This window comes from Variovorax sp. 10L426 (assembly GCF_056395305.1).
Map to the genome: position 1 here is coordinate 136,232 of NZ_JBFTJF010000004.1, position 23,353 is coordinate 159,584.

Here is a 23,353-nt window from a genome sequence, read left to right on the forward strand (position 1 = left end):
TCATTCCTTGGTCAATCCCACTTGTTTCACCATCGCGCCCCAGCGGTCATAGGTCGACCGGGTGATGCGCGCAAATTCATCCGGCGAGGTGCCGCCGGCTTCGTAACCGCCATTGCGATAGAACGCCTGCACCTGCGGCATTGAGAGCACCTGGGCCAGCGCGCTGTTGAGGCGGGCCAGCACGGGCTTCGGCATGTTCGCCGGGCCGTAGAAGCCGAGCCAACTCGGCAGGTCGAGGCCATCCACGCCTTGTTCGGCAAAGGTGGGCACGTCCGGCAGCGCGGGAATGCGTGATGCCGAGGCCACGGCCAGGATCCTGACCTTGCCGGAAGCGGCCGTGATGACGGCGGACGAGGCCGAATCGAACATGTACTGGACGCGGCCGCCAATCAGGTCCTTGGCGGCGTCCGAGCCACCCTTGTAGGGGATGTGCACGGCATCGATGCCGGTCTTCTTGACGAAAGCTTCGCCGTAGATGTGCGAAGAGGTGCCCGTGCCGAACGACGCGTAGCTGATGGTGCCGGGGTGCGCCTTCACGTAGCTCACGAGTTCGCCAACCGTCCTGGCGGGCACTGCGCTGTTCACGGTCAGCACCAGCGGGCCGCGACCGCCCATCGAGATCGCGGTGAAGTCCTTGAACGGGTCGTACGGCACCTGCGCCAGCGTGTGCGGGTTCTGGGCCATGGTGGACGACGGGGCGTAGAGCAGTGTGTAGCCATCCGCCGGGGCGCGCGCGACTTCGCTGGCGGCAAGCATGGTGCTTGCGCCGGGGCGGTTGTCCACGATCACGCTCGTGCCGAGAACGTCGCCGAGTTTCTGCGCCACGATGCGCGCCTGCCCGTCGGTGCCGCCGCCGGCGGTGAAGCCGACCACGATGCGGATCGGCTTGCCCTTGATTGGGAAGTCCTGCGCCCCGGCCACGGGGGCGAGCGCCAGCAGCGCGCAGCCGGCCAGCAAGGCGAACGCCCGGCGGAAAGCTCCCGGCCACCGTGCGGCGAATTCGTGCAACGTCTCCATTCGCTTTATATTGAACACATGGTTCATAAAAAGCTAGATTGTTTAGGGAATACCCCAGTAAATGCGATATGTGATTGACAAAATGGACATGAAAATCAAAATACGCATCTACGAGACACTATGAACCATCGCTGATCCATGAAAACCGTCGTCCGCACCGATGAGCGCATCCTGAGCTCCGACATCTTCGACCGCGACGGCCGTGTCGCCCGACTCGACCACGGCGTCTGGTCCGAGCCCGGCCGCGACATCCCCGTCTACCACCGCTGCGGCGTGCTCGTCGTGGGTGGCGGTCCGTCGGGTACCGCGGCGGCGGCAGCGGCGGCGCGGGCCGGCGCAGACGTGGCCTTGCTGGAGCGCTACAACCACCTGGGCGGCCTCTCGACCGGCGGCCTGGTGATCTGGATCGACCGCATGACCGATTGGGAAGGCAAGCTCGTGATCCGCGGCTTCGCAGAGGAACTCTTCGACCGCCTGCCGGCCGATGCCATCGCAGGTCCCGCGCGTGAGGATTGGGGCTCGCAAGACACGGCCAAGGCCGCCCACTGGTCGCAACGCACGGCGGCGTACCACGGCGTCGTCACGTGGTCGCCGACCATCGACCCGGAGCGGCTCAAGCTGCTGTCGCAGGAAATCGTGCTCGAACGCAAGGTCAAGCTCATCTACCACTCGTGGGCCGCCGTGCCGATCGTGCAGGACGGTGTCGTCAAGGGCGTGGTGTTCGAGAGCAAGGAAGGGCGCATGGCGATCATGGCCGACGTGGTGGTCGACGCCACCGGCGACGGCGACCTGTTCGCGCGCGCCGGCGCCGCTTACGTGAACGACATCGAAGAGGCCGACGTGCATCACTGCATGAACACCTCGTGGCTGTTCGGCGGCGTCGACATGAACCGCTGGATCGATTTCAAGGCCGGTCGTCCCGACGAGTTCAGCGCCTTCATGGCGCGCGGGCGCGAAGAACTCGGTCTGTTCGAACGGCCCTTCGTCTCCTGGCGCAACGACGTCGCGCTGTTCATGGGGCCGCGCCAGTCGGGCTACTCGGCGCTCGACGTCGACGATCTCACCGCGGTGGAGGTGCGTTCGCATCGCGCCATGGCCGCGCATCTGGACTACTTCCGCGCGCACGCGCCGGGCTTCGAGGACGCCTACCTGATGCTGAGTGCGCCGCAGATCGGTGTTCGCCATGCGCGCCGGCTCAGCGGGGTCGGCGCGGTGCTGCGCAGCCAGTGGCCCGAAGGCCGCGCGCTGGCCGACGAGATCGGCGTTTCGCCCGCCGTCTCGCCCAAGTTTCCGAACATCTCGATTCCCTACGGCGCATTGGTGCCGCAGCAACTCGACGGCCTGCTGGCCTGCGGCCGGCACGTCTCCTGCGACCGCAATTCGCACGGCTTCATGCGCGAGATTCCGCAGTGCTGGATCACCGGGCAGGCCGCGGGCGTGGCCGCGGCGCTCGCGTCTCAGGGCCGCGTCGCGCCGCGTGCGGTCGATGTGGGCGTGCTGCAGGCGGCGTTGCTGGCGCAGGGCGTCCATCTGCGCGCCGGTGCCGATGCCGCCAACGCCGCGGTTGCCCGACCGCTCGATGCGTTGCAGGCCTGAGCCGCACCGATGAACCCGAAGGCAGCCTCTACATTGGCGGGTTCCTCCAAGGAGTTCTCCATGGCCACCGACAAGAACGATTCATCCCTTCAATCTCCCGAAACCGCCGATGCGCGCGCCGACCGCTCTGACACCGTGAGCGCGCTGGAGCGCGGCATCTCGGTGCTGCGCAGCTTCACCGAGGAACGGCCGCTGCTGAGCCACGCCGAAGTCGCGCGCATCACCGGCATCCCCAGGCCCACGATCAACCGTCTGGTGGCAACGCTGCTCGCGATGGGCATGCTCAAGATCGCGCCCGGGAGCGATCGCTTTTCGCTGGGGCCCGGTGTCGTGTCATTGGCGCGCGTGTTTCTCGGAGGCCTCGATGTGCGCGCCATCGCACGGCCGGTGATGCAGGGGCTGGCCGAGGAAATGGGCGCGTCGGTCTACCTCGCCGTACGCGACGGCATGGAAATGGTGCTGATCGAAGCTTGCCGTCCGCGCTCGACAATGCTTTCGGCGCGGCTCGACGTCGGTTCGCGCGCGCCGCTGCCCAATTCAGCGCTGGGGCGCGCCTACCTCTCGGCGCTCGATGAAGGCACGCGCTCGCAACTCCTCGATTCGATGCGTCTGCTGCGCGGGCCCGAATGGGACAGCCTCGCACCCGCCATGACGCGCGCCATCGGCGAAGCGCAGCGGCTGGGCTACTGCCTGTCGCTGGGTGAATTCCATCGCGAGATCAACTCGGTGTCGGTGCCGCTGATCGGGCCGGGCGACGAGATCATGGCCCTCAATGGCGGCGGTGCGGCTTTTGTCTTCACCGAGGAGCGCTTGCGCAACGAACTCGCGGCGCGCCTGCGCGAGATCGCCGAGCGCATTGCGCACGACATCGGTGGCCGTGTGCCCGGCCTGCCGGCGAAATAGCGTCAACCCACGGAGGTCGCAGGCCATGCACTTGAGCGATGAAGAACAATCGATGCGGGACGGCCGCGACGGAGCGGCCGTGCAGAAGGCCATGGATCTCCTGATCCGCTACGGCGAAGCCCTGGGCGCGGAGCGCCTGGTCGAGACACGCAACGTGTGCGCGACCATCACATCGACCACGCCCTTCCAGCGCGATTTCGCGCTCACACAGGGCGGCATGGATGCGGTGTTCTCCGAATTCAGCCTCGACAGCCAGGAGGCGGTGCCGATTCCGAAGTTCAAGGTCTTCACCAGCCATCTTCAGCTGGGCTTCGATCCCGGACAGCCCGAACGCATGGGTGTCAGCGAAGACATCGTTCGCTTCTACGAGAAGAGCGAGCGCCATGCCGCCGGCCTGGGCGCGCAGATCATGAACACCTGCACGCCCTATCAGGTGGGCAACATCCCGACGCGCGGCGAGCACTGCGCCTGGATGGAGTCGTCGGCGGTGATCTACTGCAACTCGGTGCTCGGCGCCCGCACCAACGCCGAAGGCCGCGAGAGCACCGGTGCGGCGATGCTCACGGGCCGCATCCCTTACTGGGGTTATCACCTCGACGAGAACCGGCTCGGCACGCACGTCGTGGAACTCGACATCGAGATCGAATCGGTGCAGGACTGGGGCCTCCTGGGCTACTACATCGGCGAGCAGGTGCAGGATCGCGTGCCGGTGATCCACAGCCGGCGCGGCATCGGCCGCGTGCCGAATCTGCCGCGGCTCAAGCATTTCGGCGCAGCGGCCTCGTCGTCGGGCGGCGTCGAGATGTACCACGTGGTCGGCGTGACGCCCGAGGCGCTGAGCCTCGAGCAGGCGCTCGGCGGCCGAAAGCCCGTGCAAGTGCTGCGCTACGGCGAGGCCGAGCGCCGTGCCACCTACGAAACCATCAACGCCACGGCGCGCAGCGCGGAGATCCAGTACGTGATGCTCGGCTGCCCGCACTACACGATCGAGCAGATCTGGGAGGCCGCGCAACTCATCGAGGGCCGCAAGGTGCATTCAGATTGCGAACTGTGGATCTTCACGCCGCGCGCGATCAAGTCGCTGGCCGATCGGAACGGCTACACGAAGATCATCGAGGACGCGGGCGGCATCCTCATGACCGACAGTTGTTCGGCCATGAGCCGTGCGGTGCCCAAGGGCACGAAGACCGTTGCCCTCGATTCGGCCAAGCAGGCTCACTACCTGCCGGCCATCCTTGGCGTGCAGGCCTGGTTCGGCAGCACGGCTGAATGCATCGACGCGGCGTGTACGGGCCGCTGGAACGGGAGCCTGGCATGAGCTCGCGAGTTGGCAACACCGACAACACCCTGGTGATCCGCGGCCGCAAGGTGGTCGGCGGCGTCGCCGAAGGCGAGGCGCTGGTCACGCGCGACCGGATCTCGGGCTGGGGCGGCATCGATCCGCGCACGGGCACCGTCATCGAAACGCGGCACTCGCTGCGCGGCCAGAGCTTCGCCGGCAAGGTGCTGGTGTTCCCCGGCGCCAAGGGCTCGTCGGGCTGGTCCGCGATGTTCCATGTGGCGCGGCTGATGAACACCGTACCTGCTGCATTCCTGTTCAACGAAATGACGACCAAGGTGGCGCTCGGCACGGTGGTCACGCATTCGCCATCGATGACCGACTTCGACCGCGACCCTCTGGAGTGCATCGAGACCGGCGACTGGGTGCATGTGGACGCCGACCGCGGCGTCATCGAAATCACGAAGAAAAACATCCACAACATCGGAGACACCCCATGACTCGGCCGCTACGCAGCAACTTCCCGCGCGGTTCCTATCTCTGGTCGGTTCGCAACGCCCACTGGCGTGCGCTCGGCATTCCCGAGGAAGACTGCGAGAAGCCCAAGATCGCGGTCGTCAACAGTTCTTCGGAGCTTGCGGCCTGCTTCAGTCATCTCGACCAGATCGCGGTGCAGGTCAAGGAAGCGATCCGCGCGGCGGGAGGTGTGCCATTCGAAATCCGCACCGCGGCGCCGAGCGACTTCATCACCGGGGCCGGCGCACGCGGCGCCTACATGCTGGCCGCGCGCGACCTGGTGACCAACGACATCGAAGTCGCCGTCGAAGGCGCGCAGCTCGACGGCATGGTGTGCCTCACCTCCTGCGACAAGACGGTGCCGGGCCAATTGATGGCGGCGGCACGGCTGAACATCCCGACGCTGCTCGTGCCGTGCGGCTACCAGCCGAGCGGTGAGTTCCGCGGCCGCCACATGGACATCGAGGAGGTCTTCATCGGCGCGATGCATGCCGTCACCGGCAAGCTGCCATTGGAAGAGCTGGTCGGCATGAGCCGCGAGGCCATTCGCGGCCCGGGCGTGTGCTCAGGCCTTGGCACGGCGAACTCGATGCACATCGTGTGCGAGGCGCTCGGCCTCGCGTTGCCCGGCAGCGCACCGGTCGCGGCACTGAGCCCGAAGATGATGGCCGATGCCCGCGCTGCAGGCGCCCGCATCGTGCAGATGGTGTGGGATGACCTGAAGCCGCGCGACATCCTCACGCCCGGCGCGTTCGCGAACGCCGTGCGCGCGGTGCTGGCCATCGGCGGTTCGCTGAACACGGCGAAGCATCTTCAGGCCGTGGCAACCGAGGGCGAATGCGGCGTCGATGTGTATGGCCTGTTCGAGCGCCTCGGCCCCGAGACGCCGGTGCTCGCGGGCGTGCGTCCGATCGGCGAACACAGCATCGAGCAGTTCGAGGCGGCGGGTGGCTGTCGCGCGCTGATGAGGCAGCTCGAACCGCTGCTCGACACGTCGGCGCGCACCGTCAGCGGTGAGACGGTCGCGGGCAATCTGCGCGACGTCGCGGTGGCCGATGTCGAGGTCATCCGGGCCATCGATCGACCGGTTGCGCAAAAGCCCGCCATCGTGTTGCTGCGCGGCAATCTCGCGCCGGAGTCCGGGCTGATCAAGACCGGCATCGTCGAACGCAAGGTGCGCCGGTTCACCGGACCGGCCGTGTGCTTCTGGAGTTCGGACGAAGCGATCGCTGCGCTGAAGCAGGGAAGCATCCGCCCCGGACAGGTGATCGTCATGCGCGGCGCCGGAGCCTGCGGCGGTCCCGCGATGGGCGGAGGCGCATCGCGTGTCGTGTTCGCGGTCGATGGGGCAGGGCTCGGCGACGACGTTGCGCTGCTGACGGACGGCCATCTCTCTGGCCTCGTGTGCAAGGGGCTGGTGGTGGCCGAGGTGTCTCCCGAGGCGGCGCTTGGCGGTCCGCTGGGGCTGCTCGAAGACGGCGATGTCATCACCATCGACCTCGACGCGCGCCGCCTCGACGTCGAACTCGATGACGCGCAGCTTCAGGCGCGCCGCGCCGGCTGGCGTCCGCCGCCGCCCACGCACGACACCGGCTGGCTGCAGCAATATCGGCGCAACGTGGGTGCGCTCTCGCAGGGCGCCGTCCTGGTGCGGTCCGAACGGGCACGCTGAAAGGAGGCCGCGATGCAACGCAGAACAATCCTGCAAGGGGCGGCAACCATCGCCGCCGCGCTCGCGCTGCCCATCGCCGCGAGTTGGGGCGCCGAGGCCTATCCGCAGAAGCCGGTGCGCCTGATCGTCGGCTTCGCGCCGGGCGGCGGTGCCGACGTGATCACGCGGATCATGGCGGACGGTCTTTCCAGGCAACTGGGGCAGCAAGTGGTGGTCGAGAACCGACCCGGCGCCGACGGCGTGCTTGCCGCACAGGCGGTGAGCAGCGCGCGTCCCGACGGCTACACGCTGCTGATGGGCACCAACACCGCGATGGTCGCGGCGCCCACGATTCGGCCGACCGCGCCCTACGATCCGTTCAAGGCGTTCACGCCGATCAGCAGCGCGGGGCAGTTCTCGATGTTCCTGGTCGTCCCGTCCGCGCTGCCGGTCAAGAGCGTCAACGACCTGCTGGCGCTGGTCGCGGCCAAGCCTGGTACCTACAACTCGGCTTCGAGCAACAGCGCCTCGGAGCTCGCCATGCTGCAACTGCTCGGCGACCGCAAGGTGGTCAATGCACGCTACAAGGGCGACATGCAGGCGATGACCGATCTGCTTGGCGGTCAGATCCAGATGATGTTCACCACCGGAACGCTGGCGCCGGGCTTTGTCAAGGACGGCCGCATCCGCGCGCTCGTGACACTGCAACCGGAACGCAGTGCCTTGCTGCCCAACGTGCCGTCCGCCGGGGAACTCGGACTCGGCAAGCTCACCATCACACCGTGGGCCGGCTTCTTCGGCCCGCCGGGACTTCCGCCGGAGATCGTCGAGAAGCTCTCGGCTGCGCTGCAGGCCACGATGAAGCGGCCCGAGGTGCGCGAGCAACTGGTCCAGCAGGGCTTCGAGGGCTACGGCATGAGCCCGGCGAATTTCGCCGCTTTCTTCCGCACGCAATACGACGCCTTTGGTTCGACGGTGCGCGAGCACGGCGTCAGGTTCGATCAATAGCGAGTGCCTAGGCAGAGAAGCGCATGACCCCGTCGTCCACCGCGCCGTAGCGCAAGGTGAAGAAGTCCGAAAGGTAGTTCTGGTTGAGCTTCCAGGGCTTTTTTTCGCCTTGCCTGGGCAACTGACCTGCGGCGCGCTGGAAGTAACCCGAGGAGAAGTCGACCCAGGGCTGCAAGGGCATGGCCGGATCGTCCGCCATCGCCACGCACCGCCGCGCGCCGGTTTGCTGCATGTGATTGAGCAAGCGACAAACGAAGGTGGCGGACAGGTCCGCCTTCAGCGTCCAGGAAGCGTTGGTGTAGCCGAAGACCGACGCGAAGTTCGGCACGCCGGCGAACATGATGCCCTTGTAGTTCACGAGCTCCGCTGGCTCCAGCTTGCGACCATCGACACGAAGCTCGATGCCGCCGACCACCTTGAGCCTCAGGCCGGTTGCCGTCACCACCAGGTCGGCGGGCAACTCCGCGCCGCTCGCGAGCTTGAGGCCAGTCTCCGTGAAGGACTCGATCTGGTCGGTCACCACACTGGCGCGCTGCGTGCGGATGGCCTTGAAGAGATCGCCATCGGGCACCAGGCACAGGCGCTGCTCCCAGGGGTTGTATCGGGGGGTGAAGTGCGTATCGATGTCGTAGTCGGGACCCAACTGGCGCCGGACCTGCTTGATCAACGCGGACTTTGCGAATTGCGGCCTGTGGCGGCAAACCCTGAAGAGGACCAGGGCAAGCAGCATGTTTTTCCACCGTGCGAGGGCGTGGGCGGACGAGGGCCCGAGATGTCGGCGAAGCCAGGTGGCGATCCGGTCGACCGAGGGCTGCGTGGCCACATAGCTGGGCGAGCGCTGCAGCATCGTCACGTGCGCCGCGTGCCGGGCCAACTCGGGCACCATCGTGACGGCAGTGGCGCCGCTGCCGATCACGACCACGCGCTTGCCCGCGTAGTCGATGTCGTCGGTCCATTGCTGGGGGTGCACCACGCGGCCGGCGAATCGCTCGCGGCCGGGAAAGTCCGGCGTGTAGCCCCCGGCGTAGTCGTAGTAGCCGCTGCACATCAGCAGAAAGCCGCAGCGCAGCGAAAGCGGCTCTCCGTTGCCGTCTTCTGCGTCCACCGTCCACTGGGCCGCCTCCGACGACCAACTGGCGCGTCGGACGCGATGGCCGTAGCGGATCAGTGGGTCGATGCCTTGTTCATGCGCCGTGTCGCGCAGGTATTGCAGGTTGGTGGGTCCATCGGCGATGGATCGGGCTTCCGTCCACGGCCGGAACGAGTAGCCCAGCGTGTACATGTCCGAATCCGAACGCACGCCCGGATAGCGAAAAAGATCCCATGTACCGCCAAGCGTCTGTCGCGCTTCCAGGATGGCGACGCTGCGGCCCGGACACAGCCGCCGCAGATGAGACGCCGCCCCGATGCCTGACAGGCCGGCGCCGACGATCAGCACGTCGACGAATTCATCGGCCATCGTTCGGTGATCTGGCGCGTGCCTCAGCCTTTCGCTGCGCCGTCACGGCGATTCGCGCCCAGCGCATAGACGACCGGCTTTTCATCCGTCACCTTCGGGGGCGCCGCCCCGCTGTCGCCGACAGGCACGTGCGAGGTGCCGTAGACCTCCCGCTCCAGTCGCTTGGCGCGGTCCGCATACATGCGGGCGAGGGCGCCGTGGTGTTCGGCGGCGGCCTGGTGCTCGATGCGCGCCAGATTCGCCTCCTCGAGCAAGGTCATGATGCGTCGCAAGTGGCCGTTTCGGCCGTGCTGAAAAATGCTGAACATCGGATTCCTCCAATCAATGCAGCGCTGAGGAAGCTGTTTTAACTTCAATCGCCCGGGCCGTGTGGGTCAGCCGACCCAACCATTGACGTAGTCCTACAGGCCGATGACCGTTCGCCTGACAAGGCAGTAAATTGGAGGGCGTTGCCCGCGGTCAGCGGTCGATGGGGGTCAGGCGTGCCAGCACAGTCGCCTCCATCTCGGCTGCCCAGTCGGAATCGGGAATTTCGATGCGCAGCAGCAGACGGTAGCGGCCTCGGCTGAGCCGATCTACATCTCGTCGATGGCGGTGCTTCGCATCTCGCCCTGAGCGGCGAGCGAATAGCGTTCGCGCGTCTTCACATAAAAGCTCGCACCGAATCGGCCGACCGGAAAGTAGTGCTGCAGGCGAACGCGCCACGCGTCGGTGTCGATGAGTTCGTCGCGCGCGTGCATCCAGCGCACCTGGCCGATGAAGATTTGCCGGCTCTCGGTTTCCAGCGTTTCCCATAGCGTGCATTCGAAGGCGACCGGTGCCTCGGCAATGCGCGGCGGCTTCACCGCATGGCTCGGCAGGGCGGTGAAGCCGACGATGTCGAGTTCGCTCACGTGCGGCGGGTGACGCTCGCCGCAACGGTGCATCTGCTCGGCGATGTCCTCGTCAGCCAGGTGGATGACGAACTCGCCGGTCCGCACGATGTTGGCGGCGGTGTCTTTCAATACGCCGTCCTGCAGCCGGTTGACGCTGATCATCACGATCGGCGGCTCCTCGCCGAGCATGTTGAACATGCTGAAGGGCGCGGCGTTGACGACGCCGTCGGCCCCCAGCGTGGTGACCAGCGCGATCGGTCGTGGCACGATCAGGCTCGCCATGAGCTTGTAGCGTTGGTATTCCGTCAGTGTCGAGAAGTCGATGTTCATGGTGTTCTCGTGGGCGGTCACAGGGCGTTACGGCAAGCCGTGCCGCAGTAGTTTCCAATGGACAGGGAAAGGAAGATTGAAACATGCCCCAACGGGACCCAGCAGAATTCAGGCCAGCTCGCGAATCCTCGATGTGGATTCCCGCGATCGTGGTCGTCGCGATCCTCGCAGCCTCCTTCGCGTGGTGGCGCTGGTCGCTGCAGAAAGAGACGCCACCCGAAGCTCCGCCGGTTGCAACAGCACCGCAGCCCCAACCGGCGCCGCCCGACGTGCCCGCGCCTGTCGCGACGGGGCCGCAGAACCTGGTCGAGCCCCTGGCCGAGCCCGACAAGACGCTCCCGCCCTTGAACGACGCCGACGCGCGCGTGACCGGCGCGCTCACCGACCTGCTGGGCAAGAAGGCGGTCGTGTCGTTTCTCCAGACCGACGGTTTCGTGCGGCGCGTCGTCGCGACGGTGGACAACCTGCCGCGCACGCAAGCGTCTTCGCGCCTGTGGCCGGTGCATCCCACGCCGCAGCGATTCGAGACTCAGGGCGATGGCGAGGTCAAGACCATCGGTATCGACAATGGCAGCCGCTACACGCCCTTCGTGCTCTTTGTCGAGTCGGTCGACACCGCTCGCGCGGCAGCGCTTTACGCGAAGCTCTATCCGCTGTTTCAGCAGGCGTACGAAGAACTGGGCTACCCGGGCCGCTATTTCAACGACCGGCTGGTGGCCGTGCTGGATCACCTGCTGAAGACGCCGGAGCCGGCGGGGCCGGTGCAGGTCAGGCTGACCGAAGTGAAGGGCGAGTTGAAGGACGAGGCGGTCTCCCAGACCCCCTGGTTGCGGTATGAATTCGCCGATCCGCAACTCGAATCGCTGTCCGCGGGCCAGAAGATCCTGATCCGCATGGGTCCGGTGAACGAGCGGCGGATGAAGGCCAAGCTTGGGGAATTTCGCCGGCTCGTCGCGACCGGCGCCGTCGCGAAGAAGTAGGGGACTTCAGTCGGTGGCCGTGTCGCTGCCGGTGCATGCCAGCGCCCGCATCAGCAGCAGCTTGCGTTCCCGGGCGTTGCGCGTGAGTTCGGCGGCACGCTTGAATTCGGCGCGTGCTTCGCGCTTGCGGCCGAGCTTGGCGAGCAGGTCGCCGCGCACGCTCGGCAGCAGGTGATAGCCCTGCAATTGAGGCTCCGAAAGCAGCGTGTCGACAAGTTCGAGACCGACGGCCGGGCCGAAAGCCATCGACAGCGCGACGGCACGATTGAGTTCCACGATGGGAGAGGGCGCGAGCTGGGCGAGCGCCTCGTAAAGCGCGGCGATGCGCGGCCAGTTCGTGTCCGCGGCGGTGCGTGCACGCGCATGGCAGGCGGCGATCGCGGCCTGCAGCGCGTACGGGCCGAGCGCTCCGCCGAGCTTCTCTGCGCGCTCCAACGCGGCGAGGCCACGGCGAATCAGCAGGCCGTCCCAGCGTGCGCGGTTCTGGTCGAGCAACAGGATCGGATCGCCCTGCGCATCGACGCGCGCCGAGGCGCGCGAAGCCTGGATTTCCATCAGCGCGGCCAGGCCGTGGACTTCGGGTTCGTCCGGTACCAGTTCGGCCAGGATGCGGCCGAGGCGCAGCGCTTCCTCACAAAGCGCGGGTCGCATCCAGTCGTCGCCGGCCGTGGCCGAATAGCCTTCGTTGAACACGAGGTAGATGACCTCGAATACCGAGGACAGCCGGGCCGCGAGCTCGTTCGCGCGAGGCGCCTCGAAAGGTACGCGCGCCGCGGCCAGCGTGCGCTTGGCCCGCACGATGCGCTGGGCGATCGTCGGCTCGGGCACGAGGAAGGAACGCGCGATCTCGTCCGTGGTGAGTCCGCCGAGCAAGCGCAGAGTCAAGGCGACCCGCCCTTCGCGCGGCAGGACCGGATGGCAGGCCGTGAACATCAGGCGAAGGATGTCGTCGCCCACCTGGTCGTCGAGCGCCGCGTCGACCGCCTCGGCGAAATCCGACGCCGCCATGGCGTGCTGCGCATCGAGTTCGCGACCGATTTCCGCTTCCTTGCCGGCGTGCAGGCTCCGCTTGCGCAGGAGATCGATGGCGCGGTGCTTCGCGGCGGCCGTGAGCCACGCGGCGGGATTCTCGGGAATGCCTTCGCGCGGCCACTGTTCGAGTGCAGCGACCAGCGCGTCCTGCGCAAGTTCTTCCGCCACGCCGACGTCGCGCACCATGCGCGCGAGCGCACCGATGATCTTGGCGGATTCGATGCGCCAGACGGCATTGAGGGCGCGATGCGCCTCGTCGGCGGGCGCGATCGACGTCATCTATTTCCTCTCGCGGAGGAGCGCTTCATGCCTGCGCATCTCGGGCGTGAACTCGGCGCCGAAGTCCTCTGGTTCGTAGATCTGGCGCAACTCCAGCTCGACATGGCCGTCGCCGTCGATGGGCGGCCAGCGCTTGACCCACTCGAGCGCTTCTTCCCTCGACTTGACCTGGATCAGGGTGAAGCCGGCGACCAGTTCCTTGGCTTCCGCAAAGGGGCCGTCGATCACCGTCGGCTTGCCCGCATTGAACTTGATGCGCGCTCCCTTCGAGCTGGGCTGGAGGCCCATGCCGTCGAACATCACGCCGGCCTTGATCATCTCTTCGTTGTACTTGAGCATGTCGGTGACGAGCTGCTCGGTGGGCATCATGCCGGCTTCGGTGTCCTTGTCGGCCTTGCGAATGATCATGAACTTCATGTCTGGATCTCCTGGGTGTCTTCTGGATGCGTCGCGAGGTCAGGCTTTCTTCGCGGCGACTTCCGCGAGCAGGCGCTCTTCCTGCTCCCTGAGTTCGGGCGTCAATTCGGCGCCGAAGTCGTCCAACTCGAAGACCTGGCGCAGCTCCACTTCGGTGTTGTCGTCGAAGGGCGCGCGCTTGAGCCATTCGATGGCTTCTTCCCGCGAGCGCACCTGCCAAAGCCAGAATCCGGCCACCAGTTCCTTGGTTTCGCTGAAAGGCCCGTCGATGACCGTGCGCTGCTTGCCGGAGAAGCGCACCCGTGCGCCCTTCGAACTCGGGTGCAGCCCATCCATCGCGAGCAGGACGCCAGCCTTGACCAGCTCCTCGTTGTACTTGCCCATGTCGGTCAGCATCTGCTCCGTGGGCATTGCGCCTGCTTCGGATTCCTTGCTGGCCTTGACGATCACCATGTATCGCATGTCGTTGCTCCTTCGAGGTTGCGAGTCCGGTTGCCTATCGATATGACGGCGATTTTCCGGCCTCTGCATGCACGTCGAAGCAGCGACGACGAAATCGACAGGCTCGACGCCTGCCGCTGTAAAAAAATGTTGTTCAGCCGGCAAGGCGCGTTTTCAGCGCCGTGCCGTCCGCCGGTTCAGCGGCAGACCACGGTCGTTCCCACCGGCTGGCAGGTTCTTCCATCGATGCTGCGAAAGCGGTCGAGTTGACCGGAGTGGGTGAAGTGGTTGCCCTGCATGTCTTCGCAGGTTCTGGATCCGCAATTGCGGATGCGCGGCCGCATGTCGCGTGGCCGGGACGGGCGGGAGATGCCGGGCGCGGGATACAGCCCGTCGTCGATCACGATCGAGTCCACGCCGCGATCGCTCCAGCGCGAGTCGCTCGGCAGCGCGCTGCCGCCATTGCCGTCGCGGCGGCCGTCGATGATGATGGGGCCCGAAGGTGCTTGAGGCGGGATTGCCGCGACCTCCCTCGAATCGCCTGGTGGAGCGCCGGCGTCGATGCTCTGTTCGGGCCGAGGGTCATTGGGCCCGCGCACGACGCTGACCGGCTCCACCGTCGACACGCGCGCCACCTTCTTGGCGCCCGCCGGGCATGTGCCATCGGTGTAGCTCACCCTGCCCGCCGCGTCCGCGCAGCGGATCACGTCGGCGCCGGCCATCGGGCCGACCGCGAACAGAACCGCAAGAAGGACAAGGTTGCGCATGGTGCGTCTATTGTGTTCCTTCTGCGAGACAACAACACGCGAAGTGGGACGAAAGTACTCACCGAAATCTGGGGCTTCAACCCTTGATCGACGCGCTTGACATGCCTCGACGTCGCAGCGCACGATGCATCGCAGCCGGAAGAAGAGCATCCAATCCGGCTGTATGCGTGCGCGGCCGGGCATGCGTGCCGTGGACCGCGATGTGTCCATTCACACGAGGGGAATCCGTTGGAGAACGCAATGACATCGAAACTGCAAGTACGTGCGACCCTGTCGGCGGCGTGCATGGCTCTGGCGCTGACGTGCGTACCAGCCAAGGCGGCCGAAATCCCGGTTGTGACCGGCGAGCAATGGACTACGTCGAACCCCGCCGTGAAGAAGGCGTATCTCGTGGGGCTCGCCAATCTGGTTCAGGTCGAGGCGGCCTATTCGTCGAGAAACCCGCCGAGCGATGCCCAGAGCTTCATTCCGCGACTGGCGAAGGGAATGCAGGGGCAGACGCTGGACGGCGTGAGTTCCGGCATCGACAAGTGGTATGCGGCGAACCCCGACAAGCTCAAGCGTCCGGTGCTCGACATCATCTGGTTTGAAATGGCCGTTCCCGGTCTTCAGAAGAAGTGAAAGGAAACGGATCATGAAACGACTCAACTGGACACTGGCCGTGGCTGCCGCGGTGCTCGCCGTGGGCTGTACCGACATGACCCCGCAGCAACAAGGAACGATGAGTGGCGCCGCCATGGGCGCGGCGGCCGGCGCAGGCATCGCCGCGATCTCCGGAGGCGACGCCTGGACCGGTGCGGCCATCGGCGGACTTGCGGGTGGTGTCGCCGGCAATATCCACGGTGGCAGGCAGCAGCAACGTTGGTGAGCGATGGGCAACGCGAGGCCACGCCGCCTCGTGAAGCCAGGCTGACGCGAGAGATGCGGGCCCTCTTGAAGGCCCGTCGCACCGCTGCCCTGGGGACCATCGATGACGATGGCTCGCCCTTTGTCTCGATGGTTCCTTTCGCCGTGGAGCCTTCGCAAGCTTGCCTTGTCATCCATGTGAGCGGACTGGCCGCCCACAGCCGGCATCTTCAACAGAGGCCGGGACTGTCGCTTCTCGTCACGGCGCGCGAGGTGCATGGCAAGCCCGTGCATGCCTTGCCGCGCGTCACCCTCGATGGGGCGGCGGGACGGCTGGAACCCGGCAGTCCCGAGTGGAAAGCGTGCCGTGACGCGTACCTGAAGCGATTTCCCGAGGCCGAGCCCATGACACAGCTCGGCGATTTCCGGTTCGTCGCCATTCGCGTGACAGGCGGCCGGCACATCGCCGGATTCGGAGCAGCGCGAGATGTCGACGAGGAAGAGATCCGACGCGTCTTGCGCGCGATGAACTGAACCCGTCGGCCCGCGCGCGTTCAGCTCAGCGAGCGGCCGCCCAATCGCCCACCGGCACGCAACTGCAGAACAGGTTGCGATCGCCGTAGACGTTGTCGACTCTTCCGATCGGCGGCCAGTACTTGGCGCCCTTGAGCGTCGCGAGCGGGAACGCGGCCAGTTCGCGCGAATAGGGTCGCGTCCATTCGCTGCCGAGCAGGCTGGCGGCAGTATGGGGTGCGTTCTTGAGCGGGTTGTCTTCCTTCGGCCAGACGCCTTCCTCGATGCGGCGGATCTCGCCGCGAATGGCGATCATCGCGTCGATGAAGCGATCGAGTTCGGCGAGCGGTTCGCTTTCGGTGGGTTCCACCATCAGCGTGCCGGGCACGGGGAAGCTCAGGGTCGGTGCATGGAAGCCGTAGTCGATGAGCCGCTTGGCGACGTCTTCGGCGGTCACGCCGCTGGCATCCTTGAGGGGACGCAAGTCGAGGATGCACTCATGCGCGACGTGGCCATTCGGACTTGCGTAGAGCGTGGGATAGTGATCCTTCAGGCGCGCGCTGATGTAGTTGGCGCTGAGGATCGCGGTCTCGGTCGCCGCCTTCAAGCCGGGCGCGCCCATCATGCGGCAGTACATCCAGCTGATCGGCAGCACGGCCGCATTGCCCAGCGGTGCCGCCGACACCGCGCCCACGCCGTGTGAGGCGATGCCGCCCGTCGCATGGCCCGGCAGATACGGCACCAGGTCCTCGACCACGCACACAGGGCCGACGCCCGGACCGCCGCCGCCATGGGGAATGCAGAAAGTCTTGTGCAGGTTCAGGTGACTCACATCGCCGCCGAACTCGCCGGGCGCTGCCACGCCGACGAGCGCATTCATGTTGGCGCCGTCCACGTACACGCGACCGCCGTGCGCATGCACGATCTCGCACAGCTCCTTCACACGGGTCTCGAAGACGCCATGGGTGCTGGGGTAGGTGATCATCACCGCGGCCAGCTTGTCGCCATGGGCACCGCATGCGCGCTTGAGGTCGTCGATGTCGACATTGCCTTCGGCATCGCAGGCCGTGACCACCACCTTCATGCCGGCCATGTGGGCACTGGCCGGATTGGTGCCGTGCGCCGAGAAGGGAATCAGGCACACATCGCGATGGCCTTCGCCCCTGGCTTCATGAAAGGCCTTGATCGCAAGCAGGCCCGCGTACTCGCCCTGCGAGCCCGCGTTGGGCTGCAGGCTGATGCCCGCGTAGCCGGTGGCTTCGCACAGCCATGCGCGCAGCTGCTTGTCGAGTTGGGCATAGCCCTGGAGCTGTTCAGCCGGCGCGAAGGGATGGATGTTCGCGAATTCGGGCCAGGTGATCGGGATCATCTCGCTCGTCGCGTTGAGCTTCATGGTGCAGCTCCCGAGCGGGATCATGCTGCGATCGAGCGCGAGGTCCTTGTCGCCGAGGCTGCGGATGTAGCGCAGCATCGCGGTTTCGCTCTTGTGCGTGTTGAAGACCGGATGCGTCAGGAATGCGCTGGTGCGGCGCAAGTCCTCGGGGATGCGCGAGGCGATCCGGCCGGCGAGTTCGTCGAAACGCGGCATCGGCGTGCCCGCGGGCACGAACAGCGCCCAGAGCGTCTCGATGTCGGCGCGCGTCGTGGTTTCGTCGAGCGAAATGCCCAGGTGGTTCTGCACGCGCAGACCCAGGTTGATGCAGGCGGCCTCGGCGCGTTCCACGATCTTCGCGGTGTCTTCGCCGGTCTTGACGGTGAGCGTGTCGAACGCCGTCGCGTTGATCAACTCGCGGCCCATCTGTTCGAGACCTTGCGCGAGGATCGACGTGAGTGACGCGACGCGCTGCGCGATGCGACGGATGCCCTCGGGTCCGTGGTAGACCGCGTACATGCTGGCGATCACCGCGGGCAGCACTTGCGCGGTACAGATGTTGGACGTCGCCTTCTCGCGCCGGATGTGCTGCTCGCGTGTCTGCAGCGCGAGGCGGTAGGCGGGCTCGCCGTGCGTGTCGACGCTGACGCCCACGATGCGCCCGGGCAGCGAGCGCTTGAATTCATCGCGGCATGCCAGGTAGGCGGCATGCGGGCCGCCGTTGCCCATCGGCATGCCGAAGCGCTGCGTGCTGCCGCAGACGATGTCCGCATCCCATTCGCCGGGCGGTGCGAGCAGCGTGAGCGCGAGCAGGTCGGCCGCTACGCAGAAGGCTGCATCGAACTGGTGCGCGTGGCCGGCGAGCGGTCGCAGGTCGTGTACGTGACCCGTCGTGGCGGGGTATTGCGCCAGCACGCCGAAGAATTCGCAGCTCGCCATCAGGTGGGGCAGGGTCTCCGACACCGTGCTGACCCGTACCTCGATGCCCAGCGGCGCCGCGCGCGTCTTGATGACCTCGATGGTCTGCGGGTGGCAGTCGCCCGACACCAGGAACACGTTGCTCTTGCTCTTGACGCTGCGGCGCGCGAGCGTCATCGCCTCGGCCGCCGCGGTGGCCTCGTCGAGCATCGACGCATTCGCGATGGCCATGCCTGTCAGGTCACAAACCATCGTCTGGAAATTGACCAGCGCCTCCATGCGACCTTGCGAGATTTCGGCCTGGTAGGGCGTGTAGGCGGTGTACCAGGCGGGGTTCTCCAGCACGTTGCGCAGGATCACGCCCGGCGTGTGGGTGCCGTAGTAGCCCTGTCCGATGAAGCTCTTCGCCACCTTGTTCTTCGCGGCGATGGCCTTGAGTTCGGCCAGCGCGTCGGCCTCCGTCACCGGCGCAGGCAAGCGCATCGGCCGCGCGCGCCGGATGGCCGGCGGCACGATGCCGTCGATCAGTTCGGCCCGCGTGGCCGAGCCGATCGCCGACAGCATTCGCGATTCGTCAGCAGCTTCGATGCCAATGTGGCGCGCGATGAATTCCTCGGCGTTCTCAAGCTCGCTGAGCGAAGGGAAGAGGGGCAGGACGGATGTCGACATGGATGGAGGGCTCAGGAGGGCAGGGGACTGGGATTAGCTCAGTTTTCGGCTGCGAACTTTTCGTACGTGGTGTCGTCGAGCAGGCTTTCGAGTTGCGTCACCTCGCTGACGCGCGCCTTGAAGAACCAGCCTGCGTCCATCGGCGCGCTGTTGGCGAGCGAGGGGTCGGCGCGCAGCGCTTCGTTGACTTCAGTGATTTCGCCGGAGACCGGCATGAAGACGTCGGCGGCGGCCTTGACCGACTCGACCACACCCGCGACCTCGCCCTGGGCGAAAGTCTTGCCCACTTCAGGCAGATCGACGAAGACCACGTCACCCAGTGCGTCCTGCGCGTGGACGGTGATGCCGACGGTGACGAGCGTCGCGTCCGCTTCCTGGCGAACCCACTCGTGATCCTTGGTGTACTTGGTGGTCATGAACAAAAGCTCCTTGAGATAAGAAATCGGAACGAAATCGGCAGGACTTGAAGATCGGGTCTCAGCCGCGGAAATAGCGCGCCGGGACGAAAGGCATGGTGCTGACTTCCATCAACACCGGCTTGCCGCGCACCATCGCCTGGATGCGCGTGCCGGGCTCGGAATAGGCCAGCGCAACGTAGGCCATGGCGACGGGCCGGTCGACCGTGGGACCGAGCAGTCCACTGGTCACCTGGCCGATGGCGAGGCCTTCGAAGGATTCGAGCAGCGTGCCGTCGCGCACCGGAACACGCTCCAGCGCGACGAGGCCCACGCGTTTGCGCTTGAGGGTGTCGTGGTCGAGATGGCCCGCCGTGCCGTCCGCGGCAGTGAGTTGCGCCAGCACCTTGGCCGCGCCCGGGAAGCCGCCTTCGCGCGCACCACCGGACCGTCGCACTTTCTGCATGGCCCAGACGAGCGAGGCTTCGACTGGCGTGGTCGTCTCGTCGATGTCGTTGCCGTAGAGGCAAAGCCCGGCTTCGAGCCGCAACGAATTGCGCGCTCCCAGGCCGATGGGCTTGACCTCGGGTTGCGCGAGCAGCAGCCGCGCAAGGCGTTCGGCGTCCGCGGCGCCGACGGAGATCTCGAAGCCGTCTTCGCCGGTGTACCCGCTGCGGGTCACGAAAGCCGGAATGCCGCCGATCTGCACGGCGCCACCGGTCATGAAGACAAAGCGCTCGACGCCGGGCGACAGACGCGCCAGCGTCGCGCCAGCCTGCGGTCCCTGGAGCGCGAGCAACGCGTGGTCGGGCATCGGCAGGACCTGGCAACGGTGCCCGATCTTCGCGGTGATGTGCGCGATGTCGGCCTGCTTGCAGGCGCCGTTGACGATCACGAACAGCGAGTCGTTGCCCTCGTTGAAGAACATCAGGTCGTCGAGGATGCCGCCGTCGTCATTGAGCAGCAGTCCGTAGCGCTGCTTGCCGGGCGCCAGGCCGATCACATCCACCGGCATCAGCGTCTCGAAGGCGGCCGCGGCATCGGGGCCCGACAGGCGCAACTGGCCCATGTGGGAAATATCGAAGAGTCCCGCAGCCTCGCGCGTGTGCTTGTGTTCGGCCATGAGGCCCGCCGGGTATTGCACGGGCATCGAGTAGCCGGCGAAAGGCACCATGCGCGCGCCAAGCTCCACGTGCAGTGCGTGAAGCGGGGTCTTCAGAAGATCGTCAGTCGATGCGGAGGCCAAGGCACTCTCCAAAAGGGGGCAGTCCAGATCCATGGCCGAAGCCATGGGCCACCCCTGCTGTCCGCTTTACCTGAGAGATTCACCCCACGATCGGGGCTTGCTCCTTCGGTGGACGAGTCCGTCGTCGCGACGGGTCGTCTCTCTCCAGCAAGGAAACGCCCTGAATGCGGGCGCTTCGCCAGTCCTTTTGCCTGAGCGTTCGGGCCCGTGCTTCGATGGGACCTGCGCCTTCGGCGGCCCCGACGCGGCGGGGCTCTCTCCTGACTGCGCGAGTGTAAGGGATCGAAGGCGTGCCCAACGGCGAATTCAGTGAAGTTGCTGCACCGGAAGAAGCCTGTCGATGCGTTCAGTTTCAAGTTTCAGTATTTGCGACGCATCAGGTATTCGATGCACTCGAAGAATGCCTCGCTGAGCAGGGCCAGCACCGCCGCGGGTATGGCCCCGGCGACCAGCAGTTCGCGATCGTTGAGTGCCAGGCCGGTCACGATGCGTTCGCCGAAACCGCCCGCGCCGATGAAGGCCGCGATCGTCGCGGTGCCGATGGCGATGGTCGTCGCCGTCCGCACGCCGGCAAGGATCGTGGGGAGCGCGAGCGGCAGCAGCACCACCCGCAGGGTCTGGCCGCCGGTCATTCCCAGCGCGGTCCCTGCCTGCCGCAACCCGACCGGGACTTCGGCCAGGCCGGTGACTGTGTTCCGCATGATCGGCAAGAGCGAATAGAGCGTGAGCGCGATCAGCGCCGGCACCAGGCCGATCGCGCCGACGGCCGAGATCAGGATCGCCAGCAGTGCGAGCGAGGGAATGGTCTGCAGCAGGCCCGTGAGCCCCAGGACGAGCGCACGCGCGTTCAGGTGCGGAAAAACGAGGACTCCCACCGGCACCGCGATCAGGATGGCGACCCCGACCGAGACCGCCACCAGGAGCAGATGTTGACGCGCGAGGCGGACAAGGTCGGGGCCGAACAGCTTGGCGAGGAAACCCCGTGCCGCGGCTTCCTTGGGGAGGGCGGAGCCGGTTGTCTTGGCGGCGGGTGCCTGGGCGACGATCTTGCTCTGCGCCAGGAAGTCACGCGCGATCGCGTCGAACGCCACGCCCTGCAATTCGGCACGCGCATTCATTGCGATCATGGCGTGCTCGTCGACGCGGCCTTCGAGTTTCTGCAGTGCCGCCCACGCCTTGGGCAATCTTGTCGGCACGTCGAGCCGGTAGAGCACCACCGCGTCGTAGCGAGGGAAATATTGGCGGTCGTCCTCGAGCACACGGAGGCCGAGATGATCGATCTTGGCGTCGGTGGTGTAGATGTCGGTGACGTCGATCTGCTTCGCCGCGATGGCGTCGTAGGCGAGCCCATGATCCAGCCCCGTCGGCGTCTGTGTGAAACCGTATCGCGCAGCCAACCCTTGCCAGCCGTCGGCGCGGCCGATGAACTCGTTCGACAGTCCGAGCTTCAGTTCAGGATGGCTGGCGAGGTCGCTCAGGCTTCGCACGCCGAGGCGGTCCGCATCGGCCGCGCGCATGGCGAGCGCATAGCCGTCGTTGAACCCGAAGGGAATCGCGGCGCCCAGGCCCAGCGGCCGGAGCGCCGCGTTCATGTCCTCGAGCGTCATCGACTGAGGACTCTTGAGGATCTCCAGGGCGATGGTGCCGGTGTATTCGGCATAGAGATCGATGCTGCCGGAACTCAAGGCCTCGTAGACGATGGCCGTGTTGCCGAGTCCCTGCCGGACCACCGGGGGGGCGGCGGTATGCGGCGCCGCGGTCTGCGCGAGAACCTCTGCCAGGATGTACGACTCGGTGAATCGCTTGGAGCCGATGCGAAGTTCGTCGGCCCCGCCTTGCGCGTGCGACGGCATGGGGTTGCCCAGAAGGCCCAGCAGGCCCAGGCAAGCCAGGGAGGTGAGCCAGATTCGGCGCAGTGGACGCATCGACCCAGTGTATCGGCGTCATGGCGGCGAGGACCATCCGATGCGCAGGCTCGTTCTCCTACAAAGGATCGTGCGCCGTGCCGATGCTGCGCTGCAGCGGATGAACGCAGAATGAACAAGTGCGGATCAACTATGTTCGACGCGGTGAAGGCAAGCCCCTGTTGCTGGTCCACGGCCTTGGCGGCACCTGGCGGTCGTGGCGGACCGTGCTGACGCCGTTGGCCGCACAGCGCAGTGTCGTGGCGATCGATCTGCCGGGTTTCGGCAAGAGTCCGGAGCTGAAAGGCGAAGTCTCCATTCGCACGATGTGCGACGCGGTCGCTCAGTTTCTGCATGAACACGACCTGATGGGCATCGACGCCGCCGGCAGTTCCGTGGGGGCGCAATTGATTCTGGAACTGGCGCGGCGCGGCGGCGTGCTGGGGGCGGTCGTCTCGCTGGGGCCTGTGGGCTTCTGGGAAGGATGGGAGCGCCACGCCTACCGGGCCTCCGTCTGCCTCTCGTGGCGGCTGGCGCGCGCGCTGCAGTTCGCGATGCCGGCGATCACGACGCACGAATGGTCGCGCGTGCTCCTGCTGAGGCAGGTATCGGCCCAAGCCGCCGGCCTTTCGCCTTCGATGGTTCTGGACGAAATGCGCAACTGGGCCTCGGCATCGTCGTTCAGCATGATGCTGAAGAGCCTGGTGCAAGGGTCGCCGCAAGAAGGCGTGGCGGCCGGGAGCCTGGACAAGCAACTCGTGATCGGCTGGGGGCGCTTCGACCGGATCTGCTTCCCGAGGCAGGCCGCTCGCGCGCAGGCGCTTTTCCCCGATGCGCACATCCATTGGTTCGAGCGATGCGGCCACTATCCGCATTGGGATGCGCCGGAGGAAGCCGCACGCCTGATACTTGCGACCACGGCCGACTGAACGGCGCATCC

23 protein-coding genes and 2 riboswitches are annotated in these 23,353 nt (G+C 66.3%); of the genes, 11 read left to right on the top strand and 12 right to left on the bottom strand.

Annotated features, from left to right (window positions below; translation table 11 throughout):
• The gene (locus tag AC1DHL_RS07245) at positions 1–1,017 is read right to left on the bottom strand and encodes a Bug family tripartite tricarboxylate transporter substrate binding protein (RefSeq protein ID WP_478161552.1); all 1,017 of its coding nucleotides are present in this window, start codon (positions 1,015–1,017) and stop codon (positions 1–3) included.
• 138 nt (positions 1,018–1,155) lie between these two features.
• On the opposite strand from AC1DHL_RS07245, the gene AC1DHL_RS07250 reads away from it, so the two are divergent.
• From AC1DHL_RS07250 to AC1DHL_RS07275, 6 genes are read left to right on the top strand one after another with little or no spacing between them, the layout of a single operon-like run.
• Positions 1,156–2,613, top strand: a complete 1,458-nt coding sequence (locus tag AC1DHL_RS07250) for an FAD-dependent oxidoreductase (RefSeq protein ID WP_478161553.1) — start codon at positions 1,156–1,158, stop codon at positions 2,611–2,613.
• Between the two features lie 60 nt (positions 2,614–2,673).
• Positions 2,674–3,516, top strand: coding sequence for an IclR family transcriptional regulator (locus AC1DHL_RS07255; protein ID WP_478161554.1), 843 nt, complete (start codon positions 2,674–2,676; stop codon positions 3,514–3,516).
• A 25-nt stretch (positions 3,517–3,541) separates the two neighbouring features.
• A complete protein-coding gene (locus AC1DHL_RS07260; RefSeq protein WP_478097272.1) occupies positions 3,542–4,834 on the top strand; it encodes an aconitase X in 1,293 nt (430 codons plus the stop codon).
• On the top strand, positions 4,831–5,295 hold the full coding sequence (locus tag AC1DHL_RS07265) for an aconitase X swivel domain-containing protein (RefSeq protein ID WP_478161555.1): 465 nt from the start codon (positions 4,831–4,833) through the stop codon (positions 5,293–5,295). Before AC1DHL_RS07260 ends, AC1DHL_RS07265 begins: the two co-directional genes overlap by 4 nt.
• Positions 5,292–6,983: a dihydroxy-acid dehydratase gene (gene ilvD, locus AC1DHL_RS07270; RefSeq protein WP_478161556.1), complete on the top strand. Its 1,692-nt coding sequence runs from the start codon at positions 5,292–5,294 to the stop codon at positions 6,981–6,983. Before AC1DHL_RS07265 ends, ilvD begins: the two co-directional genes overlap by 4 nt.
• A gap of 12 nt (positions 6,984–6,995) precedes the next feature.
• On the top strand, positions 6,996–7,970 hold the full coding sequence (locus tag AC1DHL_RS07275; protein ID WP_478161557.1) for a Bug family tripartite tricarboxylate transporter substrate binding protein: 975 nt from the start codon (positions 6,996–6,998) through the stop codon (positions 7,968–7,970).
• Between the two features lie 7 nt (positions 7,971–7,977).
• Here AC1DHL_RS07275 and AC1DHL_RS07280 read toward each other — a convergent pair whose 3' ends face one another.
• From AC1DHL_RS07280 to AC1DHL_RS07290, 3 genes are all read right to left on the bottom strand, one after another.
• Positions 7,978–9,429 (bottom strand): flavin-containing monooxygenase, encoded by a 1,452-nt coding sequence (locus tag AC1DHL_RS07280; RefSeq protein ID WP_478161558.1) that lies wholly within the window; start codon positions 9,427–9,429, stop codon positions 7,978–7,980.
• Positions 9,430–9,452: 23 nt separating this feature from the next.
• On the bottom strand, positions 9,453–9,737 hold the full coding sequence (locus tag AC1DHL_RS07285; RefSeq protein ID WP_478097265.1) for a hypothetical protein: 285 nt from the start codon (positions 9,735–9,737) through the stop codon (positions 9,453–9,455).
• 267 nt (positions 9,738–10,004) lie between these two features.
• Positions 10,005–10,634: a flavin reductase family protein gene (locus AC1DHL_RS07290; RefSeq protein WP_478097263.1), complete on the bottom strand. Its 630-nt coding sequence runs from the start codon at positions 10,632–10,634 to the stop codon at positions 10,005–10,007.
• Between the two features lie 83 nt (positions 10,635–10,717).
• Between AC1DHL_RS07290 and AC1DHL_RS07295 the strand changes: the two genes are divergently transcribed.
• Entirely contained in the window at positions 10,718–11,614 is an 897-nt protein-coding gene (locus AC1DHL_RS07295) for a DUF3014 domain-containing protein (RefSeq protein ID WP_478097261.1), read from the top strand.
• 6 nt (positions 11,615–11,620) lie between these two features.
• On the opposite strand, the gene AC1DHL_RS07300 is transcribed toward AC1DHL_RS07295, so the two are convergent.
• The 4 genes from AC1DHL_RS07300 to AC1DHL_RS07315 form a co-directional block, all read right to left on the bottom strand.
• Complete coding sequence (locus AC1DHL_RS07300; RefSeq protein ID WP_478097260.1) at positions 11,621–12,925, bottom strand: RNA polymerase sigma factor; 1,305 nt, start codon at positions 12,923–12,925, stop codon at positions 11,621–11,623.
• Positions 12,926–13,342: a YciI family protein gene (locus AC1DHL_RS07305; RefSeq protein WP_478097258.1), complete on the bottom strand. Its 417-nt coding sequence runs from the start codon at positions 13,340–13,342 to the stop codon at positions 12,926–12,928. It lies immediately after the preceding gene.
• Positions 13,343–13,381: 39 nt separating this feature from the next.
• Positions 13,382–13,804, bottom strand: coding sequence for a YciI family protein (locus AC1DHL_RS07310; RefSeq protein ID WP_478097256.1), 423 nt, complete (start codon positions 13,802–13,804; stop codon positions 13,382–13,384).
• 176 nt (positions 13,805–13,980) lie between these two features.
• Entirely contained in the window at positions 13,981–14,550 is a 570-nt protein-coding gene (locus AC1DHL_RS07315) for a DUF4124 domain-containing protein (RefSeq protein WP_478161559.1), read from the bottom strand.
• A 240-nt stretch (positions 14,551–14,790) separates the two neighbouring features.
• Between AC1DHL_RS07315 and AC1DHL_RS07320 the strand changes: the two genes are divergently transcribed.
• From AC1DHL_RS07320 to AC1DHL_RS07330, 3 genes are read left to right on the top strand one after another with little or no spacing between them, the layout of a single operon-like run.
• Positions 14,791–15,171: a hypothetical protein gene (locus AC1DHL_RS07320; protein ID WP_478097252.1), complete on the top strand. Its 381-nt coding sequence runs from the start codon at positions 14,791–14,793 to the stop codon at positions 15,169–15,171.
• A gap of 13 nt (positions 15,172–15,184) precedes the next feature.
• Positions 15,185–15,418 carry a hypothetical protein gene (locus AC1DHL_RS07325; RefSeq protein ID WP_478097250.1) on the top strand — a complete coding sequence of 78 codons (234 nt, stop codon included), beginning with the start codon at positions 15,185–15,187 and terminating at the stop codon, positions 15,416–15,418.
• Positions 15,415–15,930: a HugZ family pyridoxamine 5'-phosphate oxidase gene (locus AC1DHL_RS07330; protein ID WP_478161560.1), complete on the top strand. Its 516-nt coding sequence runs from the start codon at positions 15,415–15,417 to the stop codon at positions 15,928–15,930. The genes AC1DHL_RS07325 and AC1DHL_RS07330 overlap by 4 nt, the downstream gene beginning before the upstream one ends.
• Positions 15,931–15,955: 25 nt before the next feature.
• Here AC1DHL_RS07330 and gcvP read toward each other — a convergent pair whose 3' ends face one another.
• From gcvP to AC1DHL_RS07350, 4 genes are all read right to left on the bottom strand, one after another.
• Entirely contained in the window at positions 15,956–18,868 is a 2,913-nt protein-coding gene (gcvP, locus tag AC1DHL_RS07335; protein ID WP_478161561.1) for an aminomethyl-transferring glycine dehydrogenase, read from the bottom strand.
• Positions 18,869–18,906: 38 nt separating this feature from the next.
• Positions 18,907–19,284: a glycine cleavage system protein GcvH gene (gene gcvH / locus AC1DHL_RS07340; RefSeq protein WP_478161562.1), complete on the bottom strand. Its 378-nt coding sequence runs from the start codon at positions 19,282–19,284 to the stop codon at positions 18,907–18,909.
• 61 nt (positions 19,285–19,345) lie between these two features.
• Positions 19,346–20,542, bottom strand: a complete 1,197-nt coding sequence (gcvT, locus tag AC1DHL_RS07345) for a glycine cleavage system aminomethyltransferase GcvT (RefSeq protein ID WP_478161701.1) — start codon at positions 20,540–20,542, stop codon at positions 19,346–19,348.
• A 14-nt stretch (positions 20,543–20,556) separates the two neighbouring features.
• Positions 20,557–20,667: riboswitch (glycine riboswitch) on the bottom strand.
• A gap of 15 nt (positions 20,668–20,682) precedes the next feature.
• Positions 20,683–20,782, bottom strand: a riboswitch (glycine riboswitch).
• Between the two features lie 86 nt (positions 20,783–20,868).
• The gene (locus AC1DHL_RS07350; RefSeq protein ID WP_478161702.1) at positions 20,869–22,362 is read right to left on the bottom strand and encodes an ABC transporter permease/substrate-binding protein; all 1,494 of its coding nucleotides are present in this window, start codon (positions 22,360–22,362) and stop codon (positions 20,869–20,871) included.
• 191 nt (positions 22,363–22,553) lie between these two features.
• On the opposite strand from AC1DHL_RS07350, the gene AC1DHL_RS07355 reads away from it, so the two are divergent.
• Positions 22,554–23,342 (top strand): alpha/beta fold hydrolase, encoded by a 789-nt coding sequence (locus tag AC1DHL_RS07355; RefSeq protein WP_478161563.1) that lies wholly within the window; start codon positions 22,554–22,556, stop codon positions 23,340–23,342.
• Positions 23,343–23,353 lie beyond the last annotated feature (11 nt).